We start from the raw sequence: 15,269 nt of genomic DNA, 5'->3' as shown, positions 1-15,269 counted from the left end.
GTGAATTACTGAAATAACCAACACAGCAGTTAAGGTGCTCAATGAAGTATTCCAAGGTATATATCGAGTCTTTCGGCTATGAGCTTGCCCCGGTGGTGGTCACCTCGGCGGAGCTCGAGTCGCGGCTGGAGCCGCTTTACAAGGCGCTCCACTTCGCACCGGGGCAGCTGCAGGCGCTCACCGGCATCCGCGAACGGCGCTGGTGGGAGCCGGGCTTCCCGCTCTCCAAAGGCGCCGCAGCTGCCGGCAAGAAGGCGCTCGCCGCAGCCGGCATCGCCGCTTCGGAACTGGGCGCCCTAGTCTACACCGGGGTCTGCCGGGAACAGTTCGAACCGGCAACGGCCTGCCGGGTCGCCGCCAAGCTCGGGGTTTCGGGCGCCGCCGCGGTCTTCGACCTCTCCAACGCCTGCCTTGGCGTCCTGAACGGGATCCTCGAGGTGGCAAACCGCATCGAACTGGGCCAGATCCGCGCAGGGCTCGTGGTCTCCTGCGAAAGCGCCCGCGACATCAACGACATCATGATCGCCCGCATGCTGGCCGACCAGCGCATGGAAAACTTCGCCTCCTCGCTTGCCACCTTGACCGGCGGCTCCGGCGCGGTGGCGGTCCTGCTCACCGACGGCTCCTTCTCCGGATCGCAGCGTCGCAAGTTGCGCGGCGGCATGACGCTGGCGGCTCCGGAACACCACGCCCTGTGCCTCTGGGGGGTCGCTCCCGACGGCAAGGGGGGCTTCGTGCAGTCGATGAGCACCGACGCGGTGAACGTGATGAACTACGGCGTGGAACTCGGCATGCGCACCTGGGAGCGCTTCCTCCCGGAGATGGGGTGGCAGAGTTCGGAGGTGGACCGCGTGGTCTGCCACCAGGTCGGGAGCGCGCACCAAAGCGCCATCCTGAAGACGCTGGGGATCCCGCTGGACAAGGATTTCACCACCTACGAGTTCCTGGGGAACATGGGAACGGTATCCCTGCCTTTGACCGCGGCCTTGGCCGACGAGCGCGAGATCCTGGAAAAGGGCGACCGGGTCGCCATGCTGGGGATCGGCAGCGGGCTTAACTGCATGATGTTAGGGGTGGATTGGTGATGACTGCGGAGCTTAAAAACTACTACACCTTCACCGGCAAACGGCTCGACCTCGACGGACTCTCCTACCACTACTTGGACGAGGGGGCCGGCGACCCGATAGTCATGGTGCACGGCAATCCGTCCTGGTCTTTCTACTACCGCAACCTGGTCCTGGCCCTGCGCGACCGATACCGGTGCATCGTGCCGGACCACATCGGCTGCGGCTTCTCGGACAAGCCCGGCGACGAGCGCTACGACTACACCCTCCCCCGCCGGGTCGACGACCTGGAACGCCTGATCGACCACCTGGGGATCACCGAGAAGATTACCCTGGTCCTGCACGACTGGGGCGGCATGATCGGCATGGCCTACGCGGCCCGGCACCCGGAGCGGATCGGGCGCCTGGTGCTCCTTAACACCGCAGCCTTCCACCTCCCCAAGGAGAAGAAGTTCCCCCTGGGGCTCAAGATCTGCCGCGACACCGCGCTGGGGGCGCTCCTGGTGCGCGGTTTCAACGCCTTCAGCGTTGGCGCCTCCATCGTCGGCTGCAAGAAGAACCCGATGCCCCGCGACCTGCAGCAGGCCTACCGCTCGCCCTACGATTCCTGGAAAAACCGGATCGCAACCCTGCGTTTTGTGCAGGATATCCCGCTTTTCCCGGGGGACCGCAACTTCGACCTGGTGAGCCAGGTGGCAGATAGTCTGGTAAAATTCCGCGGTCTCCCCATCTCCATCTACTGGGGGGAGCTGGACTTCGTTTTCGACCCCACCTTCCTGAAAGAGTGGATCCAACGCTTCCCGGAGGCCCAGGTGCACCGCTACCCGGACGCCGGACACTACGTTTTGGAAGACATGAAGGACGACGTGGTCCCGCTTATCGAAAACTTCCTGGACACCACCTCCCCGGTGCCCGCCAGCGAGAGCCGATGCTGAACGAAACCCTGGTCAATATCGCCGCCCACCTCCCCGAGATGGCGCGCCGCCAGCCGGATACCACCGCGATCATCTTTCCCAAGCAGGGACGCCGGCTGAGCTTTGCCGAGCTGAACCAGATGAGCGACCGGATCGCCCGCAACCTCCTGAGCGTCGGCATCTGCCGCGGCATCCGCACGGTGCTCATGGTGACCCCGAGCCCGGAGTTCTTCGCCCTCACCTTCGCCCTCTTCAAGGCCGGCGCGGTGCCGGTGCTCATCGATCCGGGGCTGGGGATCAAGAACCTGAAGATGTGCTTCGCCGAGGCCGAGCCGCACGCCTTCATCGGCATCCCCAAGGCGCACCTGGCCCGGCTCATCTTCGGCTGGGGCAAGGGGTCGATCCGGACCCTGGTGACGGTGGGGCCGCGGCTTTTCTGGGGCGGCTGCACGCTGAACGACCTAATCAACCGCGACGCCTCGCACGAGCCGTTCATCCCGGCACCGACCCGCCACGACGACGTGGCAGCCATCCTCTTCACCAGCGGCTCGACGGGGGCGCCGAAGGGGGCGGTGTACAGCCACGGCAACTTCGCGGCCCAGGTCGAGGCGCTGCGCCAGGTCTACGGGATCCAGCCCGGCGAGGTCGACCTCCCCACCTTCCCGCTCTTCGCCCTCTTCGCGCCGGCGCTGGGGATGACGGCGGTGATCCCCGAGATGGATTTCACCCGCCCCGGTTCGGTCAACCCGCGCAGCATCATCGACGCCATCACCGGTTACGGCGTCACCACCATGTTCGGCTCCCCCGCGCTCATCAACCGGGTGAGCCGCTACGGCGTGAAGCACGGCGTGAAGCTCCCGACCTTGAAGCGCGCCATCTCCGCCGGCGCCCCGGTCCCCGCCGCGGTCCTCGAGCGATTCACCTCGCTGCTCGCCCCGGGAACCGAGGTCTTCACCCCCTACGGCGCCACCGAGGCGTTGCCGGTCTGCTCCATAGGAAGTGGCGAGATCCTCGGGAGCACCCGCGGCATCACCGACGCCGGCGGCGGGGTGTGCATCGGGAGGCCGGTCGAGGGGGTCCGCCTCGAGGTGATCGAGATAACGGACGATCCCATCTTCTACTGGGACGAATCGCTGCGCGTCCCCACCGGAAAGATCGGCGAGATCGTCGTCCAGGGACCGCAGGTGACCCGCGGCTACTACAACCGCCCGGACGCCGACCACCTCTCGAAGATCGCCGACCCGGAAACCGGATCGTTCTTCCACCGCATGGGAGACCTGGGCGGGCGCGACGAGGATGGGCGGGTATGGTTCTGCGGCCGCAAGTCGCACCGTCTGGAAACCGCCTCCGGCACCCTGTTCACCATCCCCTGCGAGGCGGTCTTCAACACGCACCCGGCGGTGTTCCGCACCGCGCTGGTCGGCGTGGGCCCGCGCGGCGAGCAGCGCCCGGTGCTCTGCGTCGAGCTGGAAAAAGGGATCAAGGTGGACCAGGAAGCGGTACGCTCGGAACTTCTGGCCATCGCCCGCGACCACATCCATACCCACAGCATAGAAACCATACTGTTTCACCCGGCATTTCCGGTCGACATCCGGCACAACGCCAAGATCTTCCGCGAGAAGCTGGCGGTCTGGGCGGCGAGGAGGCTCCAATGAGGGCTTTGGTCACCGGTGGCGGCGGTTTTCTGGGAAGCGCCATCGTGCGCCAGCTGCGCGAGCGCGGCGACGAGGTGCGCAGCTTCGCCCGGGGGAAGTACCCCCACCTCTCCTTCCTGGGTGTCGAGCAGTTCCCTGGAGACCTGGCGAACCCGGCTGCCGTGCACGAGGCGGCCGAGGGGTGCGACGTCGTGTTCCACGTTGCGGCAAAGGCCGGGATCTGGGGAGACTACAAGGAGTTCTACCGGGCGAACGTGCTGGGGACGCAGAACGTGGTGGAGGCCTGCCGCTCACTTAAGATCAAGCGGCTCATCTACACCAGTTCGCCAAGCGTCGTCTTTGACGGCTCCGACATCGAAGGGGGCACGGAAAAGCTGCGCTACCCGGCCAGCTACGAGGCGCACTACCCGCACACCAAGGCGATCGCCGAACAGCTCGTGCTCGAGGCAAACTCTTCGTTCCTGGCCACGGTTGCGCTACGGCCGCACCTCATCTGGGGCCCCGGCGACAACCACCTGGTGCCGCGCATCGTGGCCAAGGGGAAGGCCGGCAAGCTGCGCCGCATCGGCAAGCGCCCCTGCCTCGTCGACACGGTGTACGTGGACAACGCGGCCCAGGCGCACCTGAACGCCGCCGATCGGCTGGAACCCGGCTCTCCCATCGCCGGGAAGGCCTACTTCATCTCCAACGGCGAGCCGGTGCCCCTGTGGGAGATGGTGAACCGGATCCTCGATGCCGCCGGCGTTGCGCCGGTCACCGGCAGCATCCCGCCGGCCCTGGCCCACGCCATCGGCACGTTTTGCGAGGTGGCCTGGAAGACCCTGCGCCTCTCCGGCGAGCCCCCGATGACCCGCTTCGTCGCCAGCGAACTCTCGACCGCCCACTGGTTCGATATCAGCGCCGCCCGCGAAGAACTCGGTTACCAGCCGCGCATCTCCATCGAGGAAGGGCTCAAGCTTCTCAAGGCGAGCTTCCGTTCGGAGGGGCCTTGATCCGGCCGGCCACGCCCTTGGCCCAACACCTCCCCGCACTCCCCCGCGCGAATCAGGTTCACCTGCACCTGCTGCCGCTCGACTGCACCGACCAGGAACTCGAGAGCTTAAAAGACGTTATCACCCCGGCTGAGCTGGCCCGCAGTGAGCGTTTGCTCGACCCGCCCAAGCGACGCCAGGCGATCGTCAGTCGGGGTCTTTTGCGTCAACTGTTGGGAAGCTATCTGGGGGAAGCGCCAGGGAGGGTACTGCTTTCGGAGGGGGAGTTCGGCAAGTTGCACCTGTCGGAGCACCTGGAGCCGGATGCACTCTGCTTCAACCTGTCACACGCCGGCAGCTACCTGCTCATCGCCACCGCGGCAGGTTGCGAAGTGGGGGTAGATCTTGAGGAAATCCGCGAGGACCTCGAGTACCGTCCCATGGCGGAGCGCTACTTCGCGCCGGCGGAGCAGCAGCAACTCTTCGCCCTGGATCCGGCTGGCCAACGAAGCGCCTTCTACCGCTGCTGGACCCGCAAGGAAGCCTACCTGAAAGGGACCGGCGCCGGGTTCTCCCAGCCCGCCAACCTTTTCCAGGTCTCCCTCGCCCCCGATGCCCCGGCCGCCCTTATCGCCCACCAGGGCTATCCCGAGGCACCCCGGCACTGGAGCCTGCGCGACGTGCCGGCCCCGGCAGGGTACTGCGCCGCTGTTGCGGTGCAGGTCGAGCGCCCCGAGCTGAAGCTCTTCGGCTTCCAGCCGGTTTAGCAGCACCTTCAACCGTTTACCTTTCAACATCTCGACGACTACCTACAAAAACAGGTCCACTTTTTGGGGCTCCAGCGCAGGGACGCTTTCCGGCGCGGGGCGCGGCTCTAGGGTGATCCCCTGCCTGACGGCGCGGTGGGTGTTCATTTGGCTGCGGTACTTGGCGGCCGAAATTTCGCTGGTGATCCAGGTGAAGACCACCAGGTCCTCTTCCTTCAAGTGCTTGAAGAAGAGCCGGTACTTGTCGCAAGGCTTGGCGCGCTTCCAGTACTGGTAGCTGTGCCCCTCGCTGCGCCCCTGGTAGTAGCTCGCGTGTTGCGGGTCGCCGGGGATCTCCTGCCGTAGGGCGCGGTAGATCCGGGCCAGCAGCCTGGTCTGGGGCGACTTCCGGTAGTTTCCCGGGTCGCGCTGCTTTTCCTTGGCGACAACGGCCACCAGCTCGTCGAGCACCATCTCGAAAACGGCGTGGAAGCGCAACCGGCTCAGTTTCGGTTCGGCACCGGTCACAGCGCCGCCCCCCGCCACCAACTCCTCGATGAGCTGAAGTTTTTCCGGGTCCGGAACGCGCAACTCCTCGCCGACCAGGGCAAGTTCCTGCTCCATGCTGGCGTACAGTTCGTAGACGGCCGCATTCTCGAAACTGAAGGAGAAGGCATCGGTCAGACGCGGGTGGTAGAAGGTCCGCGCGAGGTGAGCGTCGACCGCGTCCTCGTAAGAAGCGACAGCCAGGTCATCGGGAACGATGAAGCGGAAGTGCAAAAACGGAGCCTGACGCGGGCGGGTGACGATCTCGTAGCGGAAGTTATCCAGAACGAGGTTGCTCTCGGAAAGGGCGGCGCCGAGAGCGTCGAGCATCTCCTTCAGGTCGCGCTCCTTCAGTTCGTGGCGGGTCAGGAGTTCGAGCATGATCACCGCGTCGAGGTGACAGGTGTGGGGAACGCCGCAGTTGGCGGTTTGCCACTGGGCTAAAAGGCGCTGGTAGAGTGTGATCCGGCCGCTTAACGGCACCAGCTTCAGGATGGCTTCGAAGATCTTCCCATTGTGCGGGTCGTAGTCGAGGGCGATGAGGCCGTAGCGGATCGCCTCGCTCCAAAGGCAGGATTTTTCCAGGGAAACCGCGTAGTAGATGAGGGAGAAGCAGGACTCTTCCAGCTCGAGCGCCCTTTTGTGGTGCTCGTGCATGGCCGGGATGTCGCGCTCCAGGCAGGCCAGCAGCCCCAGCAGGGTGTAACCGCACATCTCGTCCCGGCGCAAAAGACTCTGCGCCAGGTTCCGGTACTTGGAGAGCTTCATCCGCTGGCTCGGTTCGCGGCGGGAGAACCGGTTCAACTCAGCGAACGCTTGCAGGAACTCGATCTGGGTCTGGGAGATCATCGGGGCGACTCGAAGCGGTTAGAGGGGTAGCTCGCTTTGGCAGTACTTGCAGACGCTCTCCCGCCACTTACTGTAACCGTGACAGGACGGGCACTGCCGATAATGTCCCGGGACGGCGCGTGTCGGTCCCTGGAAGATGGTGACCATCAGGGTGGGCGCGAACAGGCCGTTCAGCACCAGCCACAAAAGCGGGTTGCGTCCCTTGGTCCAGGCGATGCGCGCGCCGACCACACCTGGAATCGCGAAAAAGACAAGGTAAAAGGCGATCTCTTGCACTAGCTGCATTATCGGGGCCTCCATTGCCCAGCCCGGCACCTGCTCAGGTCTTGGGTTCGGTGCGGGTGAGGGTGCTGCGGACATCGAGTCCCAAAAGGTCGGCGGCTTCGTGCATCAGGCGCTGGTACCGCTCCTGGAATGCGGGGAAATTCTCGGTCGGAGTGCCATCCGCATCCCAGGGGATGCTGGTGCGCACCAGCATGATGAGGATCTCCTCGAGAGCGTCGCTGCGCTCCTTGAGCTCCCGGATCTCGCGCGCCGCCTCGTCGAGCAGTCCCGGTTCACAGGTCCCGGTGGGAAGGCACCCCTGCAGTTTTTTTAGAATGTCAGTCATGCTGGCTCCTTTCGTGGCGGGCATGGTAACAGCGGCGCAGGGGGGAGTCAATACGGATGTTCTTCGGCAGCAGCGCTGAAAGGTTGAGGCATAAAAGCGCCGGCAGCGCCACGGCCTTGGATAAACCGGAACTATCCCAGTATTTCCTTTATTCTTTAATTGCCAAAATACCGCAAAGGATTTATCCTCATTCGGTTCATCTAATCCGCACATCAAACGACCAGAGAGGATACATCATGAAGAAGTTCGCTGCTCTTGTTTTGGGTTCCGCCGTCACTGCCCTGGTGGCAGGCACCGCGCTGGCTGCCCCTGCCGAGACCACCGCCGCTCCCAACGCGCCGGCGGCTGTTGCAGCACCGGCAGTTACTCCGGCTCCGGCTCCGGCTCCGGCTCCGGCAACGCCGGCAGTCAGCACCGCACCGGCCACCCAGGCTCCGGAGGTCAAGGAGCACGGCTTGAAGCTGGGATACGTCGACATGTCCCAGATCGCCTCGGAAAGTGACCGTGGCAAAGCCGCCACCAAGTCCCTGAAAAGCAGGTCCGAGAAGCTCTCCGCCAAGATCCAGGCGAAGCAGAAACAGCTGGAGAAGCAGAAAAACGCCATAGAGGCGAAACTGGAAACCCTCTCGCCGAAAGAGCGGGTCGCCAAGCAGAAAGAATTCCAGAAAAAGGTGGAAGAGTACCAGAAGCTGCTGCGCTCCAGCGATCAGGAGATGCAGGAGATGCAGGAGAAAGAAACCGAGGCGATCCTCAAGCAGATCAAGAAGGTTGCCGCGGAGTACGCCAAGGCTAACGGCTACGCAGCTATCCTCACCAAAAAAGAGCTGCTCTACAGCGCCGACATCCCTGCGCCTAAAGATGTGACGGACGAGATCATCTCGCTGCTTAACAAGGAAACCGGCAGCAAATAAGAGATAACAGCCGCACCGGCGCCACCCCGAAATCCCCCTTCAACGCAGGGGGATTTTTTTTTGCCCGCCCCCTCCCCTTTTCCCTCCGGTCCCGTCCCCCCCATTGGCGCGGAAACCATCGAAACTGTCCCGCAATAAAACCTCTACCGATTTCAACCCAAAACCGGCGCCCCGCGCTCCCTGCAGCGCCTCAAAATTTAATTTTTTATTGGTTAGTTTTTTCTAAGGTTTTAAATGCGGCTGCCGAAACTACCTGTAATGCAGCAACAACCAGGTCAGCCCAAAGCGCCGGATGCGAGAGGCCGGCAAAGGAACGTGCGCCATGAAAAGAACCTCGTCAGTACTTTTGTTGGCCTGCATCACCGCATTTCTTGCAGGCACAGGACCAGCCCTGGCCACCCTTGGCCAGAAGTACGATTCGGTGGCCAGGGACCGCCGAGCGCTGGCTGCCACCCAGAAAAGCGTTTCGAAGACCGCAGCCTACACCATCCAGGAACTCTCTCTCGAATCGACCACGGTGCGGGAGTACATCAACGCCTCGGGGATCGTGTTTGCCATCGCCTGGAACGGAATGATCCACCCGGATTTCGACACGATTCTGGGTGCCTACGCCAATGAATACTGGACCGCAAAACGAGCGGCCGAACGCAGGCACGGCCGCAAGAGCCTGCGCATCGTGACCCAGCGCATGGTCGTGGAGACCTGGGGCCACATGCGCGACCTGCAGGGACGGGCCTATCTGCCCGCAATGTTGCCGGAGGGGGTGAATATCGATGAGATACGTTAGTCTGATAGCCAAGCTGGTACTTCTTGTAACGCTCCCCTTGCTCCCTGTGGCCTGTGGCGGCGGTGGCGGCGGCAGGCCGGCAGGCCCGACGCTCTCCTCTATCACGGTATCCCCGGCGAATACCACGGTGACCGCAGGAGGAACCCAGCAGTTCACCGCAACAGGAACCTTCTCGGACAGCAGCACCCAGGACCTTACCAGCCAGGTGACCTGGTCAGCCTCCTCCGGAGTGGTGATCATCGCCTCGGGTACCGGGCTGGCGACAGCCGGCAACACCTCCGGGGTCTCCACCGTTACCGCCACCCTCGGCGCGGTTGCCGGCTCCACGCTCATCACGGTAACCGGCGGCACCGGCGCCGGCGCAAACGTCATGCGCGTCGCGGTGAACGGGTCACTCTGTTCCGACGCCACCTCTGGCGGCTATTTCAACAAGCCGTGCGTCGCCGTCACCATCTGCAACCCCGACAACTCCGTGTGCCGCACGGTAAGCGACATCCTGTTGGACACGGGGAGCTACGGTCTGCGTATCTTCCGCCAGGCCATCCCCGGACTGAGCCTCCCCCAGGTCGCCGCAGGCTCAGGAGCCCTCGCCGAATGCATCCAGTTTGCCGACCAGTCCACCATCTGGGGGCCGGTACAGCTCGCCAACGTACAGCTGGGAGCCGAGCAACCGGTGACGGTTCCGGTCCAGGTGATCGATGCCGGGTTCGCAACACCCACCTCCTGCGGGACGCCGGACTCCACCCCCGCCATCGCCGGCTACACCGGGATCCTCGGGGTAGGCCCGCTGGCCGAGGACTGCGGACCGAGTTGCGCCAACAGCGCCCGGAGCGGGGTCTATTTCAGCTGCGTCGGCTCGAGTTGCTCGGGTACCGCGGTTGGTCTCACGAACCAGGTGCGCAACCCGGTGGTCAGCCTCCCCCAGGATAGAAACGGCGTCGTGGTGCAGCTTCCCGGCGTTTCCTTAGGCGGGCTCGCCTCACTGGACGGATCACTGCTCTTGGGGATCGGTACCGGGACCAACAACGCCCCGTCCGGTGTGACGACCTTTCCGACTGACCAGGCAGGCGAGTTCACGACGATCTTCAACGGTGTCCAGAACCTGGCCTTCGTGGATACCGGTTCCAACGCGCTCTACTTCCCGAGCAGCCTGCCGCTTTGCTCCAACGACCCCAACGATGTCTTCTCAAACTGGTACTGCCCGCCGAGCACCCTTACCCTCTCGGCGACCGACGTCGGCATCAACGGCACGCCTACCCTGCCGGTCACCTTCAACATAGGCAACTTCAGGGGACTTTTCACCTCGACCAACAACAGCGTCTACGTCGAGGTAGGCGGTCCCTCCAACTTCGGCTTTGACTGGGGTCTGCCGTTTTTCATGGGGCGCAACGTGTACATCGGCATAAGCGGACAGAGTTCCTCGCTGGGAACCGGTCCTTACGTGGCCTTCTAGAACTGCGGCTACGCAGCCTCGGGGGTACCCAAAGCTCTCTCATCCGGATTCCGGATCAGGGAGCTATTTTTTTACTGCGATAGCGCTGGATATTTCCACGGTTAGTTGTTATTACTGCCGGGATAGAAATACCCTTGACTGAACCTGGAGGTGACGGCCTTGTCGAGATTACGGTTAGTGACAGTTTTTCTGCTCATCTTTGTCTCAGCGGCTGTTCCCCAGCTTCAGGCGGCCCAGGCACATCCGTTATCCGAGACCAAGGCCGCGGATAAAGAGGGGGAGCCGGGCAAGACCCTACCCATCACCGCCAAGACCGCGGTTACCCGGCATAAGGTGAGCATTGGGGGGAAAGAGTACAGCTACACGGCGACGGCGAGCTTCCTGCCGCTGACCAGCGAGGCCGGCGAGCCCGAGGCTGAAATCTTTTCCACCAGTTACACCATCGATACCCCTCAAGGTGCCCCAAAGCGCCCGATTATGTTCGTGTTCAACGGCGGCCCCGGCGCGGCATCGGCCTGGCTCCACCTGGGCGCGCTCGGTCCGCGCCGGGTCGAGATGCTCCCCGACGGCAACCTGCCGGCGCCCCCGTTCCGCCTGGTGGACAACGGCTCCTCCTGGCTCGACCTGGGCGACCTGGTGTTCGTGGACCCGGTCGGAACCGGCTACTCGCGCGCCGGCAAGCCCGACCTCGCCAAGGGGTACGCGTCGGTGCGCGGGGATATCGAGTCGCTGCTCAAGTTCGTGAGGCTCTACCTGACCCGCAACGAGCGCTGGAGTTCTCCGGTCTACCTGGTCGGAGAAAGCTACGGTACCTTCCGCTGCGCCGGGATGGCGGATCAACTTGCCGAACACGGCGTGGCGCTGAACGGCATCATCCTGATCTCCTCGGTGCTCAACTTCCAGACCATCTCCTTCGATAACGGCAACGACCTTCCCTACCAGCTCTTTCTGCCGAGCTATACGGCGACCGCGTGGTACCACAAGAAACTGGCACCGGAGCTGATGCAGGACCTGGAGCGGACAGTGACCGAGGCGGAAAATTGGGCGGGGTCCGAGTACCAGTTGGCGCTCAACAAGGGGGATCGGCTCACCCCCGGCGAGCGCCGCGAGGTGGTCGCCAAGCTCTCCCGCTACACCGGGCTCTCGCCCGCCATGGTAGACAACCTCAACCTCAGGATCGACGGCCGCACCTTCGTGCGCGAACTGCTGCGCGACCAGCGCCGCACCGTCGGGTACATGGACAGCCGCTTCAACGCAGCCAACGTAGATCCCGCTGCGTCCTCCGGTTTCGACCCCACCGTGACCACCATCCGCCCACCCTACACCTCACTCGTTAACAACTACCTGCGCGAAGAGTTGGGATTCAAATCCGACCTCGAGTACTACACCCTGGGCGGCGGCATCGGGCACTGGGATTGGGAGACCAAGAACGGCTATGCGGACACCAGCGACAACCTGCGCAACACCATGGCGAAGAACCCGTACATGAAGGTCTTCGTCGCCTCAGGTTTGTTCGACCTGGCGACGCCGCACTTCGCCACGGACTATACCCTTGCCCACCTGGGGCTTACCCCACCCCTGCGCCAGAACATCACCACGCACCGCTACCGCTCGGGACACATGATGTACCTGGAAAAGGAGTCGCTGGCACAACTCAAGAGGGACGTGGCTGATTTCATCGCAGCGTCGTCTAAGGCAGCAAACCAGTAAAATTTCAGGTTCTGTTGGACCAGTAGTCAGGGCGGCGCTTCTGGTGCACCACCGCCAGAATGACGACAACCTCGGGATCTATTCGATTTTCTACTGCCATCCTTCACCAAGGCTCTGGTTGATCCTCCAGAGTCTTGCAGCCGGTGTTGCTTCCAGGCGCTCCTGGTCCTGCGCAGGAAGAACTGAGAAGAAGTCGAGACCGGTCTCTCGCTCAACCTCGCGGACGCTCACCAGGTATTTCGGCAAGTCCTCGGTTCGCAGTTTCCGGTTGGGGAGAATGACGGCGAGCGCTTCTTTCTTCCCGGGATCCAGCACGACCTTGTAGAGGCGACCGGGTACGGCTACGCGGTTGTTACCGATAGTCTCCAGGTCCTCGGCACGATAGATAGGGCCGCTGAACACGAATAACTCACCCCGCTCCACTCCCCAGCTGCGCACCTTCTTCTCCAACTCCATCCAGATGCCGCGATTGTTGCCGGCGCCGACCTGCGGCACCATGTTGGAAAGATAAAAGCTCTCCGACATCGCCTGCTCATCCCAGGACAGATCGCCCGCAGGTGCCATGTGCCCGCGGTCGTAGCCCGAGCCGCGGTAATCGGAGAGTTCGGCACGTCTCCCCTCGGCGAGATCGTCGTCAGGCCGAAAGTCGTCGGAACGCCCGGTGATCTTGCGCTTCAGCTTTTCCCGGGTCAGGTGCTCGACCACCCAAATCGGGGTCTTCTTGTCGGGGTCGTGGGCCAGCAGGTACCCTTTCCGGCACAAGAGGTCTCCGGAGTGGCCGGGAACCCCGAATGAGGTGAACTCTCGGCAATCTTCGAGGGGACCCGCTAAAACAACCTGAACCGAAAAGATGAAAACGGCAAACGAACTCAAGAGATAACGACGCATCGCCCTACCCGTCTTGCGAGGGATTTCCGCATGAGACACTTTCAGGAATCGCGTTCATGAGGATTTTTCCGCCGGATGGTACGACGGCTACCGCCGAAGCACAAGGGCAAAAAAAAGGGCGAACCATATTTGGCCCACCCCTTTTTCCCTTCAGGTCGTCGCCGCGCTAACCGGTGTCCGGCGTCAGGCTTTTGCACCCTCGAGACCAAGGGCCACGATCTCCGCAATATCCTTTACCTGCGCCGTAGCGTCGGCGTGGTCCTTCAATCCGTCTTCGAACATGGTCATGCAGAACGGACAGGCCACGCAGATGGTGTCGGGATCTTTTGCCAGTGCCTCCTGGACGCGGTTCTTGTTGATCGGGGTCCCTTCGTGCTCCTCGAGCCACATACGGCCGCCGCCGGCGCCACAGCAGAAAGCGTTTTCACGGTTGCGCTCCAACTCGCGGACGGGCGCTCCGGTTAGCTGCAAAACGGTAGCGCGCGGGGCTTCGTACACGCCGTTGTGGCGCCCGAGGTAGCAGGAATCGTGCAGCACCACGTCGCCCAATTCCTGCACCCCACGCACCTGCAGCGCCTTTCGGTCCAGCAATTCCTTGATGAGCTCGCTGTGGTGGACGACCTCGACAGACAGCCCATAGTCCCGGAAGTCGTTTTTGAGCGTGTTGTAGCAGTGCGGGCACTGGGTGATCACCTTGGTCACCCCCTTGGAGCGGAACTGCTCGACGCTCTGCAGGGCCATCATCTCAAAGAGGTACTCGTTTCCCAGGCGCCGCACGCTCTCCCCGCAGCACTTCTCTTCCTTCCCGAGAATTCCGTAGGATACGCCTGCCGCGTCGAGAACTTTGGTGAGCGCAACAGTCACCTGCTTGTTGCGGGCATCAAAGGCACCCGAGCAGCCGACAAACAACAGGTATTCGGTGCTACCCGCCACAAAGGCGGGAATTTCCAGCTGGGAGGCCCACTTCACCCGCTCGGAGGGGGCCATCCCCCACGGGTTGGAGCGCTGCTCGATGTTTTCGAAGAAGTTGAGCAGTTCCTCCGGAAATTCCGCCTCCATCTGCACCAGGTGGCGGCGCATCTTTACCACCTTGGGCAGGTGCTCGATGAAGACCGGGCAGGCCTCCATGCAGGCGCCGCAGGAAGTGCAGCTCCAAAGGGAAGCCGCGGCACTCTGTCCCCTCCCCTCGCCGATCAAGGCCGCGGGTTGTCCGGCGCTCCCCGGCCAACGACGCTCCAGCAGGTTCTCTTTAAGAGCATGCACCACCAGTCGCGGGTTGAGACTTTTGCCGGTGCTGGCGGCAGGACAGACCTTCTGGCAGCGGCCGCACTCGGTGCAGGAGAAGGAGTCCAAAAGGTCCTTCCAGCTCATCTGGTCGGCGCTGTTGGCGCCGTAGCTGTTTCCGTCGGCGAACACTTCACGCTGTTGGGAATTTGGGCGATCGAGGTTACGCAGGAAGACGTTGGGGATGGCGGTCAGGATATGCAGATGTTTGCTGAACGGCAAGAAGTTGAGAAACCCCAGCAGCACGAGGGCGTGGATCCACCAGAAGGTCTCCGGCAAGGCGGGGAGGGCTCCGGCAAGCGGAGTCGAGACTAAGACCCGGGCAAGAAGCCCGGAAATGGGGAATGCCGAACCTGCCGGCAGCTGCCCGAGTGCGATCTCGGCGGCGTGCATCCCGAAGTAGGCGAGCATGAGGAGCGCGATCATGGCGAGGATAAAGAACGCCTCGAAGGTCCGGGCCTCGGCGTACGGCGGGTTCACGATGCGGCGCACCGCGGCCAGGACCACGGCGATGAGCGTGGCCAGCGAGCAGATATCGAAGGCGAAGTACAGGGTGTTTCGCAACGGCTCCGGCAGATGGGCGAAGGAGAGTCCCGGGAATACCCCCGACACCAGGAACTCCGCGTTTGCCAGTGCCAGCACCAAAAATCCCCAGAAGATTACGCCATGGTTAACGCCGAACGCCGTGCGCACCACGCGCCGCTGCCCAATGGCGTAGACCAGCATCTCTTTCAGGCGGCTCAGCGGCTGATCAAAGCGGTCGATTTCGCTCCCGACGCTGACCAGGGAGAGTCGCCGGTAACAGCTGAAACAGAAAAGAGTAAAAGAAGCGATGAGAAGAGCGGTAAAGAGTGGCTGTTGCATGGTTTCCCCGCCTTTGA

General features: G+C 63.0%; 14 protein-coding genes. 9 read left to right on the top strand and 5 right to left on the bottom strand.

From position 1 onward, the window contains the following. Window positions 1-41 precede the first annotated feature (41 nt). Genes GMST_RS11430 through GMST_RS11410 form a run of 5 tightly spaced genes read left to right on the top strand, consistent with a single transcriptional unit; the run spans window position 42 to window position 5,371 of the window. Window positions 42-1,085: a 3-oxoacyl-ACP synthase III gene (locus GMST_RS11430; protein WP_183354791.1), complete on the top strand. Its 1,044-nt coding sequence runs from the start codon at window positions 42-44 to the stop codon at window positions 1,083-1,085. Next, complete coding sequence (locus GMST_RS11425) at window positions 1,085-1,999, top strand: alpha/beta fold hydrolase (protein ID WP_183354790.1); 915 nt, start codon at window positions 1,085-1,087, stop codon at window positions 1,997-1,999. Before GMST_RS11430 ends, GMST_RS11425 begins: the two co-directional genes overlap by 1 nt. Then, complete coding sequence (locus GMST_RS11420) at window positions 1,993-3,633, top strand: fatty acid CoA ligase family protein (protein WP_183354789.1); 1,641 nt, start codon at window positions 1,993-1,995, stop codon at window positions 3,631-3,633. The genes GMST_RS11425 and GMST_RS11420 overlap by 7 nt, the downstream gene beginning before the upstream one ends. Then, on the top strand, window positions 3,630-4,625 hold the full coding sequence (locus GMST_RS11415) for an NAD-dependent epimerase/dehydratase family protein (RefSeq protein ID WP_183354788.1): 996 nt from the start codon (window positions 3,630-3,632) through the stop codon (window positions 4,623-4,625). The genes GMST_RS11420 and GMST_RS11415 overlap by 4 nt, the downstream gene beginning before the upstream one ends. Continuing rightward, window positions 4,622-5,371, top strand: a complete 750-nt coding sequence (locus tag GMST_RS11410; protein WP_246399429.1) for a 4'-phosphopantetheinyl transferase family protein — start codon at window positions 4,622-4,624, stop codon at window positions 5,369-5,371. The genes GMST_RS11415 and GMST_RS11410 overlap by 4 nt, the downstream gene beginning before the upstream one ends. A gap of 42 nt (window positions 5,372-5,413) precedes the next feature. Here GMST_RS11410 and GMST_RS22220 read toward each other — a convergent pair whose 3' ends face one another. From GMST_RS22220 to GMST_RS11395, 3 genes are read right to left on the bottom strand one after another with little or no spacing between them, the layout of a single operon-like run. Next, entirely contained in the window at window positions 5,414-6,745 is a 1,332-nt protein-coding gene (locus GMST_RS22220; RefSeq protein ID WP_246399420.1) for a type II toxin-antitoxin system YhaV family toxin, read from the bottom strand. Window positions 6,746-6,763: 18 nt separating this feature from the next. Continuing rightward, entirely contained in the window at window positions 6,764-7,030 is a 267-nt protein-coding gene (locus tag GMST_RS11400; RefSeq protein WP_183354787.1) for a hypothetical protein, read from the bottom strand. Between the two features lie 34 nt (window positions 7,031-7,064). Beyond that, a complete protein-coding gene (locus GMST_RS11395; protein WP_183354786.1) occupies window positions 7,065-7,355 on the bottom strand; it encodes a hypothetical protein in 291 nt (96 codons plus the stop codon). A gap of 236 nt (window positions 7,356-7,591) precedes the next feature. On the opposite strand from GMST_RS11395, the gene GMST_RS11390 reads away from it, so the two are divergent. The 4 genes from GMST_RS11390 (at window position 7,592) to GMST_RS11375 (ending at window position 12,216) form a co-directional block, all read left to right on the top strand. Further along, complete coding sequence (locus tag GMST_RS11390; protein WP_183354785.1) at window positions 7,592-8,266, top strand: OmpH/Skp family outer membrane protein; 675 nt, start codon at window positions 7,592-7,594, stop codon at window positions 8,264-8,266. A 322-nt stretch (window positions 8,267-8,588) separates the two neighbouring features. Next, complete coding sequence (locus GMST_RS11385) at window positions 8,589-9,053, top strand: DUF2844 domain-containing protein (RefSeq protein ID WP_183354784.1); 465 nt, start codon at window positions 8,589-8,591, stop codon at window positions 9,051-9,053. After that, window positions 9,040-10,506: a DUF3443 family protein gene (locus GMST_RS11380; protein WP_183354783.1), complete on the top strand. Its 1,467-nt coding sequence runs from the start codon at window positions 9,040-9,042 to the stop codon at window positions 10,504-10,506. Before GMST_RS11385 ends, GMST_RS11380 begins: the two co-directional genes overlap by 14 nt. A gap of 177 nt (window positions 10,507-10,683) precedes the next feature. Then, on the top strand, window positions 10,684-12,216 hold the full coding sequence (locus GMST_RS11375) for a S10 family peptidase (protein ID WP_183354782.1): 1,533 nt from the start codon (window positions 10,684-10,686) through the stop codon (window positions 12,214-12,216). A 90-nt stretch (window positions 12,217-12,306) separates the two neighbouring features. On the opposite strand, the gene GMST_RS11370 is transcribed toward GMST_RS11375, so the two are convergent. Beyond that, on the bottom strand, window positions 12,307-13,104 hold the full coding sequence (locus tag GMST_RS11370) for a DNA/RNA non-specific endonuclease (RefSeq protein ID WP_183354781.1): 798 nt from the start codon (window positions 13,102-13,104) through the stop codon (window positions 12,307-12,309). A 183-nt stretch (window positions 13,105-13,287) separates the two neighbouring features. Then, the gene (locus GMST_RS11365) at window positions 13,288-15,252 is read right to left on the bottom strand and encodes a heterodisulfide reductase-related iron-sulfur binding cluster (RefSeq protein WP_183354780.1); all 1,965 of its coding nucleotides are present in this window, start codon (window positions 15,250-15,252) and stop codon (window positions 13,288-13,290) included. Window positions 15,253-15,269: the final 17 nt, after the last annotated feature.

It is taken from the genome of Geomonas silvestris, from assembly GCF_014193515.1.
GTDB lineage: Bacteria > Desulfobacterota > Desulfuromonadia > Geobacterales > Geobacteraceae > Geomonas > Geomonas silvestris.
This window is presented reverse-complemented; position numbering and strand designations above follow the sequence as displayed.

Excerpts from the sequence above, each read along its gene's own strand:
- GMST_RS11365 (WP_183354780.1), bottom strand. The coding sequence starts at position 15,252 with ATGCAACAGCCACTCTTTACCGCTCTTCTCATCGCTTCTTTTACTCTT.
- GMST_RS22220 (WP_246399420.1), bottom strand. The coding sequence starts at position 6,745 with ATGATCTCCCAGACCCAGATCGAGTTCCTGCAAGCGTTCGCTGAGTTG.
- GMST_RS11420 (WP_183354789.1), top strand. The coding sequence starts at position 1,993 with ATGCTGAACGAAACCCTGGTCAATATCGCCGCCCACCTCCCCGAGATG.
- GMST_RS11400 (WP_183354787.1), bottom strand. The coding sequence starts at position 7,030 with ATGCAGCTAGTGCAAGAGATCGCCTTTTACCTTGTCTTTTTCGCGATT.
- GMST_RS11425 (WP_183354790.1), top strand. The coding sequence starts at position 1,085 with ATGACTGCGGAGCTTAAAAACTACTACACCTTCACCGGCAAACGGCTC.
- GMST_RS11385 (WP_183354784.1), top strand. The coding sequence starts at position 8,589 with ATGAAAAGAACCTCGTCAGTACTTTTGTTGGCCTGCATCACCGCATTT.
- GMST_RS11380 (WP_183354783.1), top strand. The coding sequence starts at position 9,040 with ATGAGATACGTTAGTCTGATAGCCAAGCTGGTACTTCTTGTAACGCTC.
- GMST_RS11430 (WP_183354791.1), top strand. The coding sequence starts at position 42 with ATGAAGTATTCCAAGGTATATATCGAGTCTTTCGGCTATGAGCTTGCC.
- GMST_RS11390 (WP_183354785.1), top strand. The coding sequence starts at position 7,592 with ATGAAGAAGTTCGCTGCTCTTGTTTTGGGTTCCGCCGTCACTGCCCTG.
- GMST_RS11415 (WP_183354788.1), top strand. The coding sequence starts at position 3,630 with ATGAGGGCTTTGGTCACCGGTGGCGGCGGTTTTCTGGGAAGCGCCATC.
- GMST_RS11395 (WP_183354786.1), bottom strand. The coding sequence starts at position 7,355 with ATGACTGACATTCTAAAAAAACTGCAGGGGTGCCTTCCCACCGGGACC.
- GMST_RS11370 (WP_183354781.1), bottom strand. The coding sequence starts at position 13,104 with ATGCGTCGTTATCTCTTGAGTTCGTTTGCCGTTTTCATCTTTTCGGTT.